This window comes from Rhodoflexus caldus (assembly GCF_021206925.1).
GTDB lineage: Bacteria > Bacteroidota > Bacteroidia > Cytophagales > Thermoflexibacteraceae > Rhodoflexus > Rhodoflexus caldus.
On the sequence record NZ_JAJPRF010000011.1, the window covers coordinates 73,730 to 88,286 of the forward strand.

A 14,557-nucleotide genomic window follows, 5' to 3' on the forward strand; every position below is an offset into this window, starting at 1 on the left:
GGAGTTGAAATTCGGCACTCTTTCCTAAACGTGTCTACCTAAAATTATCTACCTTTCTGTATGCTTCTATCAAGGCGCGTTCCCCCTCTTTGCCGGGCTTGGCATTGCCGTGCTCCATGCCTAAAATGCCTTTGTAGCCTTTTTCGTAGATGTACTTAAACACGTTTAGGTAGTTGATTTCACCGGTGGCAGGCTCTTTTCGCCCGGGATTATCGCCAATTTGGATGTAGCCGATTTCGTCCCAGCAAAGCTCCATATTGCTGATGAGATGACCCTCGTTTCGCTGCATGTGGTAGATATCGTACAGAATTTTGCATGACGGACTTTTAACTGCCTTGCAAATCATGTAGGCTTGGTCGGAGTTGCGCAAGAACAGGTCAGGCGTATCGCTGAGCGGCTCGAGAACCATGACTATACCGTGCGGTTCCAAAATATCAACAGCGCGGCGCAGGGTATCTATTACGTTGGCTGTCTGGATGCCGATGGGCAAGCGACGCTCAAAATACCCCGGTACTACCGTTACCCATTTGGCATTGACGCGCTTGGCGGCTGCCACGGCTGCCTGACAGGTTTTAAGGAAGTTATCGCGAAATTCGGGCTTGCCTGTGGTGAGTGAGGTTTTCCAATTATCGCCGCCGTCAATCACGAAAACGCCCATTTGCATGTTTAATTTGGCAAGGGCTTCGCCTATTTTCACTTGTTCCGATGCAGGGCGTTGCAGTAAACCGTTATCTTCCAGTGCAGTAAATCCCTCATCTGCCATAAATTTCAGTTGCTCAATCAGGTCTTTGCCTGCGTGTTGCTCAAACATGCCAAAGTGGGGTGCATAGTTCAAATTAAACTTATGCTTGGCAGCAGCACCAAACGATTGGGAAGCCAAAGCAGAAAGAGCCGTTCCTGCAACTGTTGTTTTAATGACAAAATCGCGTCGTTTCATGGGTTTGCACTGAATTTGGAAATGCTGTCCACATTTTGTTGAATATGGCAGATAAATTTTCAGCAATAAAGATACGCAACAAATGCAGCGCGCCAAACGGCTACGGCGTTTTCACGATTTTTTGGGTGAAGTAATACCGCTTGTCAAATATCATCGTAACGGTGAGCACTTGCGGCGGCAGGTGGGCAGGCAGCGAAATATTGAGCCGATTGTCGCCCGCAACTACTACGGTAAGGTTTTTCTCGGCAGCTACGATGCGTCCGCTTGAATCGGTAATGAAATATTGCACGTGAACGGGGCGGTTCAGGTAAAATTCCGCCCTAATTTCCGTTGTTGCGGGGTTGGGCGAAAGTTTCACCCCGTAGTTGTGCTTGCCGTCCATTTCGGCAGCACTCAACGGTGCGGTTTTTGTCAGGCGCACGGCATAAATGCTTGCATCGGCTGTTGTAGTATTGGTTTGGTTGGCACTGAACGGGTTGGCGGAAGGGCTGTTAATGCCGCCCAAAATATGCCCTACGATGAATGAGTTTTGGTTGATGTTGTTCAGTTTGAAAATTTTTGAAGGGTATTGCGGCAAGTTCGGGTTGGGAATGAATTCCGAACCCGCGCCTTTGAGTCCGGGCATTTCTACGGGCAACAAAAATTCTTTCAATGTGCCGTCGGCATAGCGCGTCAGCAGGCTGACGGTTCTTACAAAAGGCACTAAATTGTCTTGCACAAGCGTGTTATCGCGGTAGAAATATTGGCTGATGCCGCCGAAAAACAAGGTGTGCATTTCGTTGGCGGTGCTGTCGTAGAGGCAGGTTTTGGCACTGTGGTAGTGGCTCAGGTATTGGCTGAATGAGGTAACGGGCGTGTAGCCGCGTTCGGTGATGTCCACAGGATAGAGAAAAGGCAAATCCGCATTGATTTGGAAAACCCCTGCCGAAATGGTATATCCAACGCTGCGGTCGGGAAAAATTTGTGGCAACAGGTTAAAATCGCGACGGCGCAAGTGGATGGGGTCGGTAACGGCGCTGTAATTAGCGTAGCTCAATTGCGTGCCGCTGTTGTTGAGTGTAAACTTGCGGATTTGGTTGGTATAGGCTTGCGTAAAAGTAGGGTTGTTCATCGGGTTGTAGCGCCCGTCGAACCTGTGCCCGCCGACCAAGTAGTAGAACCGCCCGATTTTGCCCATTTGTCCGCCCGTTACGGCGAAAACGTCGTCGGTTATCTGTTTGAAAAAGGGCGCAATGTTGTTATTGCCCGATACAATGGCATTTATCAGACCCGATACGCGCACAGAAGTCAGGTGCGGAAAGGTGATATGGTCGTTGGCAGTGGCGGAAAATCCGTAGCCGCCCGTTAGGTAGAGCGTATCGCCGTCCTGATAAAAGTTCATATTCGTAGATTGCATCTGTTCGGCAAGCCTGCCGCTCAGATTATTGACCGAAGTGCGCCAAAATCGCCTTTCGTTCACGTCAATCACCATAATTTCGGTATTGTTGGCGGCTTGCGGGAATGAGGCATTGGGTTGGCGGGCATGGATGCCGTCTCTGCGTCCGCCGATGATGAGCCACTTGCCCTCGTGCTGCGCAAATGCGTAAGAGTGAATGCCCGGCAGGTTGGGAATGACAACGGGTTCTAACGAAACGCTGTAACCGAAGGTGTTTTGCCCTTGCACGCCGTAGCCGATAAGTCCGAAAAACCATGTAATCATCAAAAAATACGGTCGCATACGTCTTGATTTCAATCATGGCAAAGATGGGAAAAATGCCGCACGTGAAAAGAAACTTTTATTACATAATCGGCTGTATGCTGTGGGCAGTTTTGCAGGGTACAAGTCGCGCCCAAGCGCTTGTTTTTGAGCACGGGCAAATGGGAACGCTGTTTCGCATCCAAATCATTGCCGATGACAGCGCCCGTGCGGCAGCGGCGGCAAAGGCAGCCTTTAACCTGTTGGATTCGCTCAACCTCATCATGAGCGACTACCGCTCGGACAGCGAACTCAACCGCCTTTCCGCTACGGCAGGCAGCGGGCAACGAGTAGTGGTCAGTCCCGCGTTATGGGAGGTGTTGCAACTGTCGCAAGCAATTTCCCGATTGACCGACGGGGCGTTTGATGTCAGCATCGGCGCACTGACGCAACTCTGGCGGCGTGCCGTGCGCCAAAAAGAACTGCCCGACCCGCAGCGATTAAAGGCAGCCCTTTCCGCCACGGGCTACCGCTATATCCGCCTCTATCCCAAAGAGCGTAAGGTCAAACTCACCCGCAAAGGCATGAAATTAGACCTCGGCGGCATTGCCAAAGGTTATGCCAACGCACAGATGCAACAGGTTCTGCGTCAATACGGCTTCCGAAAAACCCTGATTGAAGGCGGCGGCGACCTGCTGGCAGGCGATGCCCCCGACGGCACAAACGGCTGGCGCGTGCTGGTGGGCAGCGATACGGTCAGTTTGCAAAGGGCGGCGCTTGCCACCTCAGGCGATGATTTTCGCTTTGTGGAAATTGGCGGACACCGCTACTCGCATGTCATCAATCCGCGCACGGGCATGGGCGTAACGCACCGCACGCGCGTATCGGTCATGTGTGCCGATGCTGCTCTTGCCGACGCGCTTTCGTCTGCTTTTTCCGTCATGGGCGAAGCAAAAAGCAGCCGATATGCCCCTCGCTTGCAGCGAAAATATGATTTTGCGTTTGTTTGGCATTTAAGGTAAGTAAGGGGACGCGAACTATTCACTATCCATTTGATAATCAGTGGATTTTGTGTGAAAATACCCCAAATAAAACATTAGCGTAAAAAACACATCTTTGGATTGTATTTTTCCAAGATTCCATCGCATATTTTGCGTTAAATAAAAAACCTCCCACAGCCATGCGGGAGGTGTAATTATTCAGAAAACATGCTCGAAACAAACGATTAACCTACACTGCCTTCCAAACTGATGGCAAGCAGTTTTTGCGCTTCTACGGCAAACTCCATCGGCAACTGGTTCAATACCTCTTTACAATAGCCGTTTACAATCAGAGCTACGGCTTCTTCGGTGTCAATGCCGCGCTGGTTGCAGTAGAAAATCTGGTCTTCGCCGATTTTTGAAGTAGTGGCTTCGTGCTCTACTTTGGCAGTTTTGTTTTCAACTTCAATGTAAGGGAAAGTATGTGCACCGCACTTGTCGCCCATCAGCAGAGAGTCGCACTGGGAGAAATTGCGGGCATTCTCCGCGCGCTTGCTGATTTGTACTAATCCGCGGTAGGAGTTCTGGCTGTGTCCGGCAGAAATACCTTTGGAAACAATGCGGCTGCGGGTATTTTTGCCAATGTGAATCATTTTAGTGCCTGTATCGGCTTGCTGGCGGTTGTTGGTAATGGCTACCGAATAAAATTCACCTACCGAATTGTCGCCTTTCAGGATGCAGCTTGGATATTTCCAAGTAATGGCAGAACCTGTTTCTACCTGCGTCCATGAAATTTTTGAATTGTCGCCTAAGCAGATACCGCGTTTGGTTACGAAGTTGTAAATGCCGCCTTTGCCTTCTTTGTCGCCGGGGTACCAATTCTGAACGGTTGAGTACTTCACTTCGGCATCTTTCATGGCTACGATTTCCACTACGGCGGCGTGCAGTTGGTTCTCATCGCGCATGGGAGCGGTGCAACCTTCCAGATAGCTTACGTAAGAAGCCTCATCGGCAACTATCAGCGTGCGCTCGAACTGACCTGTGTTGGCCGCATTGATGCGGAAATAGGTAGAAAGCTCCATCGGGCAACGCACGCCTTTGGGGATATAGCAGAACGAACCGTCGCTGAACACGGCAGAGTTCAAGGCTGCATAGTAGTTGTCGTTTACAGGCACCACCGAACCGATGTACTTGCGCACTAATTCGGGATGCTCGCGGATGGCTTCGCTCATGGAGCAGAAAATAATGCCTAACTCGGCCAGTGTTTCTTTGAAGGTAGTAGCTACCGAAACGCTGTCAATCACGGCATCAATGGCAACCCCTGTGAGGCGCTTTTGCTCGGAAAGAGATATGCCGAGCTTCTCGAAAGTTGCCAGCAACTCAGGGTCTACTTCGTCTAAACTGTTGTATTTCGCTTTTTTCTTAGGTGCAGAGTAGTAGATAATATCATTGAAATCCACCTGTGGATAGCTAACGTTTGGCCATTTCGGTTCTTTCATGGTCAGCCATTGGCGGTATGCTTTCAAACGCCATTCGGTCATCCATTCCGGCTCTTCTTTTTTGGCAGAGATGAAGCGGATAATGTCTTCGCTCAATCCTTTGGGAGCTTCTTCGGTCTCAAAGTTGCTGACAAAGCCGTATTTATACTCCGAATTGGTGAATTCTTCTAAAATCTGGTTGCTCTGATCCATATGTTTCCGGTGGAATAAAAAGTAGTATGAGTACGCAAAGATACTAACAAACAACTATTTAAAATTGTTCTAAATACAAGTAAAACAAAAAAATTTCGCTGCCGAACAATTGCGAACAGATTCGGGTTAATTGCTTAATTTTGAAGGCTTAGCATGATTCGCCCCGTAATTTTGAAAAAATTGTAATTCGTTACACATGAAGCAGTACAACCTCAAAGTAAAAGATATTACGCAGGAGACCGAAGATACCGTAACACTGCATCTCAAACAACCGCTTTTCAGCAAAATCAAATATAAACCCGGGCAATTTTTGACCCTCATACTCACCATCAACGGTAAAAGTGTGCGCCGTGCTTATTCCATGAGCAGTTCTCCGCACGTAGATGAAACTCTTTCTGTGTCTATCAAGCGCGTGGAAGGCGGGCTGGTTTCCAACTATGTGAACGACCACATCAAAGTTGGCGACTACGTGGATATTTTGGAGCCCATGGGCAATTTCTTCTTGGAGCCAGATAAGAACTTAAAGCGGCATATCGTGCTGTTTGGCAGCGGCAGCGGCATTACACCACTGATGTCTATTGCCAAAAGTGTGCTGCTGATAGAGCAGCAGAGCGTCGTGTCGCTAATTTATGGCAATAAAACGATGGAAACGGTCATTTTCCGCCAAAAATTGGAGGAAATGCAGAAGAAATACGGCGAACGTTTCAAAGTTGTTCATGTGTTGAGTCGCGCCGAGGATAACGACTGGCACGGCTATAAGGGACGGATAGATAAAACGCTGGCCATCAATGTTTTAAACCTGCTTCCTAAGTTTGATGCCGATAAAACCGAGTATTTTATGTGCGGCCCCGAAGGCATGATGGATCAGGTAATGGAGGCTTTGCACTACCTCAGAGTGCCCAAAGAACGCATCCATCGCGAAAGTTTTTTCAGCCCCGTTGCCGAAGAAGCCAAAGACGAGGCCGCACTGAAAGCCTCAGGCATTACCGAGCAGCAGGTTACTATTATTCTGGATGGCGATGAGTATCAGGTAACGGTTAAACCTACACAATCTATTTTGGATGCAGCGCTGGATGCAGGGATAGACATGCCTTACTCTTGCCAAAGCGGCCTTTGCACAGCCTGTCGCGGCCAGAAAAAATCGGGCGAAGTGAAAATGGATGAAGACGAAGGTCTTTCTGAAACCGAAATTAAAGAGGGCTATGTACTCACCTGCGTATCGCATCCGCTCAGCGAAAATGTGGTGATAGAAATTGGATAATCAGTTGATTACCAATAGATGAAATCCTAAGGGTGAGGCCTGCCCTTAGGATTTTTTGTTTGATGCCGAACAATCAGGTAACGACTTTTCAGGCATCTAACCCATGGTTCAAAGCCTACCAAACAGCATTTTCAACAGCGGCAAACAGGCTGTCGGCTTGCTGTTGCAGTACTATGGTGGTGGCAATGGCGGTTGCTATTTTGCAGTAGGTAGCAGGGTCATCCATCTGTCTGCCTTTGCGGTCTTTCAGGTATTTTTCCAACACCTGATAACCGCCGATATGATAGCGCCACATTTCGGGTGTTACTCCGTGAAAACGCTGTTGGTCATTAATCCATATGCAGGCTGAGGCCTCGTCGTAGCGTGGTTTTTCAATCACGTCATCTCCTTTGCCAAGATATTTGACAATTGGGCGGTTGAGTTCGGTGCTTTGGAGCATGTGTAGTTGCGCTAACTGATTGCCAAGCGCTGCCATTTGTAAAAACAAAGTTTGGTCTTTGGCAAAGGGTATGCGTGGGAAGTCAATTTTGAGAAACTCACCGTATTTGGTGCGGTAATGGTTACTGTACAGTACGCCATAACAATAGTAGAAAATCTGCTCGGGAGTAGGGCGCTGCCCATAGGTACTTGCGAGCCGCTCAAAAACCTGCGTTGCAATGTTAGGCTTCCGGCTTATGTACTCCTCCTCAGGCTCAAAAAGTATCATTAACGGCATCCCTGTTTTTTTCTTTTCCTGACGGGATGGGTAGAGGTAGAGGGGAGCTATTTCCAAAGCTCCTTTCGCACTAAAAAAAGCGCGATTATCAACGATGTTATTCACCACAAGCGCATGAGTATATAGACCTTCACCTGAAAATTGCCTCATGTAACACAATCCGATATTCTCTTTCAACATATGCTGCATTACCTCTCTGCGCGGCCAGTCAATTAAATCATCGGAGTAGGCAATAAATCTTTTGTCAAACGGCCGATAGGTGAATTGCTTTATTATCTGATGGACATCGCCTTGCGACATTAACTTTTTTCTTGCATCTGCCAGTTTCCAGTCGCGGTTGTCTTTCAGTGCAAAAGTTTGGGCAACCAGCTCATCGGGTATGTTTCTGTTGGTGAACAGGCGGAGTCTTTCCTCTAAATCTGCCGCTTTAAATGTAACCACAAAATCATCGCGATGTGTTTTGATGCCTGTTGAATTGACAGGAAAAATATCAGGGATACTCAACCAGTCATTGTAGTGCTCAATGCCTTGTGTGGCCTGTTTCACAAAGAAATAGTGTGGGCTTACGGGCTGCAAACTGTCATAATCCGACAGGTTAAATGCAGCATTATCCAACCATTCATACTTTGATTTTCTGCGTCCGAATATATCGCGGTGGAATACTTTGCAGCCCTTTGCATGGGGTTGTTTAACGAAAATAGCAATGGCTGTACCTTTGGTTATGTCAAATATGTTTTCGTCTTTGCTGCCGTCGGGTGATTTTTCTTTCTTCTGGCTGTCGCCGTGCAAATCAATGATGTAAATTTCATTGAAAGTCTGCATCAGGCTTTGCCTCATACCCGGAAACGTAACATTGCTCAGGTAGCCGTGGTTGGTAATCATCGCAACCACACCTCTGCCGGCCTTTTGGATTTTCCACTGGGCAAATCGCAGAAACTTTACGTAGTCGTCCTGCAACAGTTTGGGGTTTTTCTCTTGCAGTTTTTGTCCGTCTACTTTGTAATAACTCTGCGCCCCGTCTAAATCGTGTTTAAGCAGTTTTTCTGTCCATTCGCTGTAATTGGCCGAATTGGCACTGTAAGGCGGATTACCCATAATTACCAGAACAGGCTCACTTTTTTTGATTCTGCCGGCCTGATGGCTTTCTTCGCTGAGGCTTTCCAGTCCGGGGATTTGGGTTTGTTGCAGGTCTTCCATGTCGAGCGTATTGGTGAGGTATAGTTTGAATCGCTCGTCATTGCGCATCGTATAGCCCAGTTCTTCCAGCAAAAAACTGATTTTGATATGCCCGATGGCATAGGGAGCCATCATCAGTTCAAAGGCATAAAAATTTTTGAGGATGTGCTCGCTGATAAACTTTTTTGTGCCGCCGTTGCCGTATTTGTCCTCAAATTCGCTGACTGCCAATTTAATGGCTTCGGCAGGGAAAGTGAGTGTACCGCCTGCGGGGTCAAGCAGGGTAACTTCGCGTGCTGCCAGCCCGTCGGCAAGCCCGAAATGAGTGTGGAGAATGCTGTGTACGCTGCGCACAATGTAGCGCACCACCGGTTCGGGCGTATAGTAAACACCGCGTTTTTCGCGGGTAGAAGGGTCGTATTCCGTCAGAAAAGTTTCGTAAAAATGCACAATCGGGTCATCGCCTTTACCTGCTTTGTAGTATTGGTGCAAAATGTTTTTGACATCCGCTGCGTTGAGTACCTCGGCAATGTCATCCACCATTACTTCCATATTGGGCGGCAGGTCGCTCTGCGACACAAAACGAAAAATATTGCGCAAAATTCCTATTGTTTTAGGAATCAGGTCATAAGCCAATTTTCGGTTAAACCCGTTGGTGCTGCGTGTCCGTGCGGCAAACAGCCCGTAGGTGATGGTTTGTGAAAACAGGTCGGCAAAATCAGTTTCTTTCAGGTTGGCCACCAGAAATCGTTTGAACGTATCGTAAAAACCGTAGAGTTCGCCTCTGCCGCTTTGCCGCTGGGTCATTTCGAGGCTGATGACTTCATCGCGCAGGAAGCGGGTACGCTTGGCTAATTCGCGGGCAAGTTCTTCGGAAGTACGTACACGGGGCAGCACAAAGCTGAAGAACTTGTCCAGCAGTGCGAGCAGTTGCGCTTCGTTTTCCACAGGCGGTGCAATTTTCTGTCGTGCCAATCCGCTGCGGGCAATAAAGGTTTTGTTAATTAATTCACCGTTGCGATAGAGGCGAAACTCATAAAAATCGGTCAGGATGAGGTTAGGAAAAGTGCTGCGATAGCGCCTGAGTTGTGCACTGTTTTCAACTGCATCTAAGTTTTCGCCGGGTTTTTTGGCTTCTATGTAGCCCACAATATTTTCCTTGCCGTCCCAGATGCGGAAGTCGGGGTTGCCGGCTTCGGTTTGTTTGGGTAGCGTAGTAATATGTATATTTTTCCTGTTGATACTTTCTGCAAATGCCTGCAAGAGCGATTCCAAAGTGGTGTAATAGCTTTCTTCGCGCGCATCGCCGCGTTCTGTCTTGTCAAAAATTGCTTGCAGATAGGTTTGAATCATTGCCGACAGGTATTTGTTATATAAGGTGTATCTTATTGACTTGCACAAAATAAAGGTTCTTTGCCGATATTCTGATTGGCGGGGGGGGTAGTGTACCTGCACTGTCTGAGGTTTGTGCCGTAAAAACAATTTTTTCTCTGAAACGCATAAACAAATTTAAATATGTATATATTTGCATCTGAAAATGACCGCTCTTACAGAATCGTATGGAAAATCAAGACTGGCTGCAACGCTGGAGTACGGCAACTTATCAACTCACAGCGCTGATTATCATTGTATTAGTATTTTTCTTGGTTCAGATTTGGTTCTTATTGAATCCGCCTGCACCCAAGCAAGATTTAACCAATCATCCTTTCTTACAACAGGCTGCCGAGAATCCGGTGCCTGCGGTAGCAGTGGCGGCACTGTGGAAAGCACCAGACATCGGTAGTTTGCCTGCCAACGAATCGGGGGACAGCATTCGCTACGGCCGCGAACTGATTGCCAACACTGCGGCTTATTTCGGCCCTAACGGTTCGCTGGGGCATACTACCAACGGCATGAACTGCCAAAACTGCCACTTAGACGCTGGTACACGCCCTTGGGGCAATAACTACGGTGCCGTTTGGAGTACTTATCCTAAGTTTCGTGCGCGTTCCGGCAGCATGGAAAGTGTGGAAAAAAGGGTGAATGACTGCTTTGAACGAAGCCTGAACGGTAAACCCCTGCCCGAAGACGGCAAAGAAATGAAAGCCATTGTTGCTTACATGCGCTGGTTGGGGCAAGACGTGCCCAAAGGCAAAGCCCCCGAAGGCAGCGGCATTATAGAACTGCCCTACATGGACCGTGCGGCAGACCCCGTAGCCGGTAAGGAGCTCTACGAACAGAAATGTGTTGTTTGTCATCAAAAAGACGGTCAGGGCGTGCTGGCTCCTGATGGCAAAACCTACACCTATCCGCCGTTGTGGGGCGAGCACAGCTACAATGTCAGTGCAGGTTTGTATCGCCTTTCCCGACTGGCCGGCTACTTGAAAGCCAATATGCCGCTTGGTGCAACTTGGGAGAAGCCGCAATTGAGCGATGAAGAAGCATGGGATATTGCCGCTTATGTCAATTCTATGCCGCGCCCCGAAAAGCGTTTTGCCGGCGACTGGCCTGACATCAGCAAAAAGCCGATAGACCATCCGTTTGGCCCTTTTGCCGACTCTTTCGGCGAAAAACAGCATAAGTTCGGTCCTTTCCGCCCTATCAAAAACTGGTACAAGCAGCAAAATGAGAAAAAATAGCATTGGTGTTTGGGGGGCAGTGGCGGCAACATTATTTTTTGCTGCCCCCGTTTTTGCACAACATCATCAGGAGCAGCACTCGTCGCAACACCAACATCAGGCAGACAGCCTGCACAGCGCAACCGAGGAGGAGGAAGAACCGATTCTGCATTTTCCTCCGCCAAGAAACGAGTTTCGCTTAGAGGTGCGAAATTTCACTTCCGCAACCATTAACCACGGTTTGCTGGCCGATTATGCCGCCAACGGGATTTCTATTGCGCTAGACTATCACTCCCCTTCGTGGCACGGCTTTTCCTTTGCCTTTGGCGGAGCATTGATTGAGAATCCCTTCCATACCAAACACATTTGGGAAAAGGATTCCATAGCCAACCAGCACAGCCGCTACGAAAGCGAGCTGTTTGATTTGGGCGAGCCTCACAAACATTCTGACCTGACACTGATGGAGGAGATGTTTCTCCGCTACACAGGTAAAAAATTCACTGCATCGGTTGGCAACCTGTTGTTGAAAACGCCATTTATTAATCCGCAGGACGGCAGGTTGCGGCCTACGATGGTGCGTGGTTTTTGGACAGAGATGCAGTTAGCCAAAAAACTATTTGCAGAAGGCGGCTGGCTGACACATGTAGCGCCGCGTTCAACCACCGAATGGTACAAAATGGGCGAATCGCTGGGGGTATATTGGGCGGGGCTTGCACCTAACGGTCAATTGTCTAACTATCGCCATCACGTTAAAACCAAAGGCGTAGGCATTGCAGCCCTCATTTGGAAAGGGCATGAAGGTAAGTTTCAGTTATGGAATACCTATTTTGAAAACGTAACCAACACATTGCTAATGCAAGCCGATGTTCCGCTGGCGCATAGCATACATGGCGAGGCCAGTTGGGAGTTGGGCGTGCAGTTCATGCGGCAAGACGTGATTGGGCAAGGCGGCAACCCGCAACCTGAATTTGCTTATGCCGAGCAGGGCAAACACAGTCAGGTGGTATCGGCACAACTGCTCCACCGCTTCGGGAAAAACCGATGGAAAGCGGCTTACACCAATATCAGCGGCACCACGCGTTTCCTGATGCCGCGCGAATGGGGCAGAGAACCATTTTATACCTTCATGGAGCGCGAGCGCAACGAGGGACTCCGTACCGTCAATGCGTTCATGACCGAACTGCAAACCGACTGGTTGCCCAAATGCTTACAAAGCAGCCTTGGTGTAGGTTATTACAACCTGCCTTCGCCGCACAATGCCGCCTATAACAAATACCAAATGCCTTCTTTTGCACAAATTAATGCTGAGTTGAATTATCGTGCGTCATTTCTGAAAGGTTTGAGTTTACAGGCATTGTACGTTTATAAACACGCAATGGAAGTGGAGGATATTCCAATGGAATTTCTGCACAACCGCGCCAACATGCACCTTATCAACTTTGTGGTGCGCTACGAATTCCATCAGTATGCTAATTAAGTCATGAAACAATTTTTTACACTTGCAACTACTTTTTTAATTGTGCTGTCTGTACAGGCAACGCCTCCTGATACGCTGCAACACCTGTTGCGCAAAGGGAAATTTGAAGTGCAAGCGCGAACCTTCTTCATGGCAACCATCAATGAGGGCAGTCTGAAAGATTTTTATGCGCTGGGTGCGGGCATTGGCGGTAGCTATGAAAGTCCGCGCTGGAAGGGCTTACAGGTAGCAGTTTCGGGGTTTGTATGGGATAATCTGGCATCATCTAACTTAGCGCCACAAGCCAATGTAATTAATCGCTACGAGGTGGGGCTGTTTGATATCACCCGACCCGAGTACACAGGCACGCTTGCCCGTTTTGAGCACTTGCGGCTGATGTATCACTACAAAAAGTCATCCCTTACGCTGGGGCGCATGTTGTTGAAAACACCTTTTGTCAATCCGCAGGATGGCCGAATGCGCCCCAACATGCAAGAGGGCATATGGTTAGACCTGAAAGGCAAAAGCAAGTTGAAAGGGCAGGGAGGCGTAATTTGGGCGATGTCGCCGCGCTCTACCGAAAAATGGTACAGCATTGCCGAAACCTTTGGCATTTATCCGCAGGCGCGAGCCGTAACAGACCGCCCGGCGCAGTATGCGGGCAATATGCCCCGTCAGCCTTTGGCAATCGGGCAGTTGGCCTATGCCCTTTCACCAAAGTCGGAAGTGCAGTTTTGGGCGTATTACATGCCCCAAACCTTCTACACGCAATTGCTGCAATGGGAAGGCAGCCGTAAAAACGCCACAGGCAAAAACGAATGGCTGTGGGGCGTGCAATGGGCTTGGCAGCAGGGATTGGATACCCGTGAAAATATCACGCCCGAACAGCGCTATATGCCCCAAAATCATCGCGCCTGGGTAGCCAGCGGACGCATTGGCCGCCGCATCGGCAAGCAGACTTTTACGCTGAACTACACCCACATCGGCGAAGGCGGGCAGTGGCTGTTCCCCCGCGAGTGGGGGCGCGACCCATTCTACACCTTTATCCCCCGCGAGCGCAACGAAGGTTTTGCCAATACCCACGCCATTACGTTCAACTACCAAACCGCATTGACGCAAAAGCTGCAAATGCAACTTTCCCTTGGCAACTATTCTGTTCCTTCGCCTACTAATGCTGCTCAGAATAAGTATGCAATGCCTGATTATCAGCAGTTTAACATCAATTTGCAATACCGTCCGCAAGGATTTTGGAAAGGGCTGGAAATGGAATTGCTCTACATGATTAAAAACAACGCAGGCGACCTGACCAATGAGGCATTTATCATTAACAAAGTCAATATGAACCACATCAACTGGGTGGTGAATTACAGGTTTTGAAAATTGCCCGAGTGGTGCAGAAGCGGGTAACCTGTCGGCTGTATCCACCGATGCTTATTGGGGCAGGTACTGTTTGCCGACAGGCTCATCCACTTGCATAAAATGCCTTAACTTGCGGCAAATTTCACTGACAACCATGAACAAAAAGAAATTTGCCCGCGAGTCGGAAGTGATTATGACCGAAATGGTACTTCCCAACGATACCAACACGCTCCATAACCTCATGGGCGGGCGCATGATGCACTTTATTGATATCGCTTCGGCAATTGCCGCACAGAAACACTCCAACCGCACCGTGGTAACGGCTTCTATGGACAGCGTTTCCTTTGAGAAGCCGATTAAATTGGGCAATGTAGTTACCATTCGGGCAAAAGTTACCCGCGCTTTCAACTCTTCAATGGAAGTTTATGCCGAGGTAAGCGCAGAAGATATTCCTTCGGGAACTAAACAGATTACCAACAAAGCATTTTGTACATTCGTAGCCGTTGACCAGTCGGGCAACCCGATTCAGGTGCCGGAATTAGTTCCTGAAACTGCCGAAGAGCAACGCCTCTATCAAGGGGCACTGCGCCGCCGTCAGTTGCGCCTCATTCTGGCAGGCCGCATGAAACCCGACGATGCTACCGAATTGAAATCGCTTTTTGTGGATAATGATTAGTTGGTAATCTGCTTTTAGGGATATGCAAGCCCCT

The 14,557-nt window shown here is 48.8% G+C and carries 10 protein-coding genes; 6 read left to right on the forward strand and 4 right to left on the reverse strand.

The genetic code is table 11. From position 1 onward, the window contains the following. Positions 1-34: 34 nt before the first annotated feature. Positions 35-937, reverse strand: a complete 903-nt coding sequence (locus tag NDK19_RS12425; protein ID WP_250632217.1) for a hydroxypyruvate isomerase family protein — start codon at positions 935-937, stop codon at positions 35-37. Between the two features lie 100 nt (positions 938-1,037). After that, complete coding sequence (locus NDK19_RS12430) at positions 1,038-2,654, reverse strand: hypothetical protein (protein WP_250632218.1); 1,617 nt, start codon at positions 2,652-2,654, stop codon at positions 1,038-1,040. A gap of 17 nt (positions 2,655-2,671) precedes the next feature. Here NDK19_RS12430 and NDK19_RS12435 point away from each other — a divergent pair, with 17 nt between their 5' ends. Beyond that, complete coding sequence (locus tag NDK19_RS12435; protein ID WP_250632219.1) at positions 2,672-3,634, forward strand: FAD:protein FMN transferase; 963 nt, start codon at positions 2,672-2,674, stop codon at positions 3,632-3,634. A gap of 203 nt (positions 3,635-3,837) precedes the next feature. On the opposite strand, the gene sufB is transcribed toward NDK19_RS12435, so the two are convergent. Further along, positions 3,838-5,283, reverse strand: coding sequence for a Fe-S cluster assembly protein SufB (sufB, locus tag NDK19_RS12440; RefSeq protein WP_250632220.1), 1,446 nt, complete (start codon positions 5,281-5,283; stop codon positions 3,838-3,840). 196 nt (positions 5,284-5,479) lie between these two features. On the opposite strand from sufB, the gene NDK19_RS12445 reads away from it, so the two are divergent. Next, positions 5,480-6,544 carry a ferredoxin--NADP reductase gene (locus tag NDK19_RS12445; protein WP_250632221.1) on the forward strand — a complete coding sequence of 355 codons (1,065 nt, stop codon included), beginning with the start codon at positions 5,480-5,482 and terminating at the stop codon, positions 6,542-6,544. A gap of 115 nt (positions 6,545-6,659) precedes the next feature. Here NDK19_RS12445 and NDK19_RS12450 read toward each other — a convergent pair whose 3' ends face one another. Next, positions 6,660-9,788, reverse strand: a complete 3,129-nt coding sequence (locus NDK19_RS12450) for a type ISP restriction/modification enzyme (protein ID WP_250632222.1) — start codon at positions 9,786-9,788, stop codon at positions 6,660-6,662. A 206-nt stretch (positions 9,789-9,994) separates the two neighbouring features. On the opposite strand from NDK19_RS12450, the gene NDK19_RS12455 reads away from it, so the two are divergent. The 4 genes from NDK19_RS12455 to NDK19_RS12470 all read left to right on the forward strand — a co-directional run bounded on the left by NDK19_RS12455 (position 9,995) and on the right by NDK19_RS12470 (position 14,523). After that, entirely contained in the window at positions 9,995-11,053 is a 1,059-nt protein-coding gene (locus tag NDK19_RS12455; RefSeq protein WP_250632223.1) for a c-type cytochrome, read from the forward strand. Beyond that, a complete protein-coding gene (locus NDK19_RS12460; protein WP_250632224.1) occupies positions 11,040-12,509 on the forward strand; it encodes an OprD family outer membrane porin in 1,470 nt (489 codons plus the stop codon). The genes NDK19_RS12455 and NDK19_RS12460 overlap by 14 nt, the downstream gene beginning before the upstream one ends. 3 nt (positions 12,510-12,512) lie before the next feature. Further along, a complete protein-coding gene (locus tag NDK19_RS12465; protein ID WP_250632225.1) occupies positions 12,513-13,865 on the forward strand; it encodes an OprD family outer membrane porin in 1,353 nt (450 codons plus the stop codon). A gap of 136 nt (positions 13,866-14,001) precedes the next feature. Further along, the gene (locus NDK19_RS12470) at positions 14,002-14,523 is read left to right on the forward strand and encodes an acyl-CoA thioesterase (RefSeq protein WP_250632226.1); all 522 of its coding nucleotides are present in this window, start codon (positions 14,002-14,004) and stop codon (positions 14,521-14,523) included. The last annotated feature ends 34 nt before the right edge of the window (positions 14,524-14,557 follow it).

What these genes read in the sequence shown, in the direction of transcription:
- NDK19_RS12460 (WP_250632224.1), top strand. Translation starts at nt 11,040, where the DNA reads ATGAGAAAAAATAGCATTGGTGTTTGGGGGGCAGTGGCGGCAACATTA.
- NDK19_RS12450 (WP_250632222.1), bottom strand. Translation starts at nt 9,788, where the DNA reads ATGATTCAAACCTATCTGCAAGCAATTTTTGACAAGACAGAACGCGGC.
- NDK19_RS12425 (WP_250632217.1), bottom strand. Translation starts at nt 937, where the DNA reads ATGAAACGACGCGATTTTGTCATTAAAACAACAGTTGCAGGAACGGCT.
- NDK19_RS12445 (WP_250632221.1), top strand. Translation starts at nt 5,480, where the DNA reads ATGAAGCAGTACAACCTCAAAGTAAAAGATATTACGCAGGAGACCGAA.
- NDK19_RS12465 (WP_250632225.1), top strand. Translation starts at nt 12,513, where the DNA reads ATGAAACAATTTTTTACACTTGCAACTACTTTTTTAATTGTGCTGTCT.
- NDK19_RS12470 (WP_250632226.1), top strand. Translation starts at nt 14,002, where the DNA reads ATGAACAAAAAGAAATTTGCCCGCGAGTCGGAAGTGATTATGACCGAA.
- sufB (WP_250632220.1), bottom strand. Translation starts at nt 5,283, where the DNA reads ATGGATCAGAGCAACCAGATTTTAGAAGAATTCACCAATTCGGAGTAT.
- NDK19_RS12430 (WP_250632218.1), bottom strand. Translation starts at nt 2,654, where the DNA reads ATGCGACCGTATTTTTTGATGATTACATGGTTTTTCGGACTTATCGGC.
- NDK19_RS12435 (WP_250632219.1), top strand. Translation starts at nt 2,672, where the DNA reads ATGGCAAAGATGGGAAAAATGCCGCACGTGAAAAGAAACTTTTATTAC.
- NDK19_RS12455 (WP_250632223.1), top strand. Translation starts at nt 9,995, where the DNA reads ATGGAAAATCAAGACTGGCTGCAACGCTGGAGTACGGCAACTTATCAA.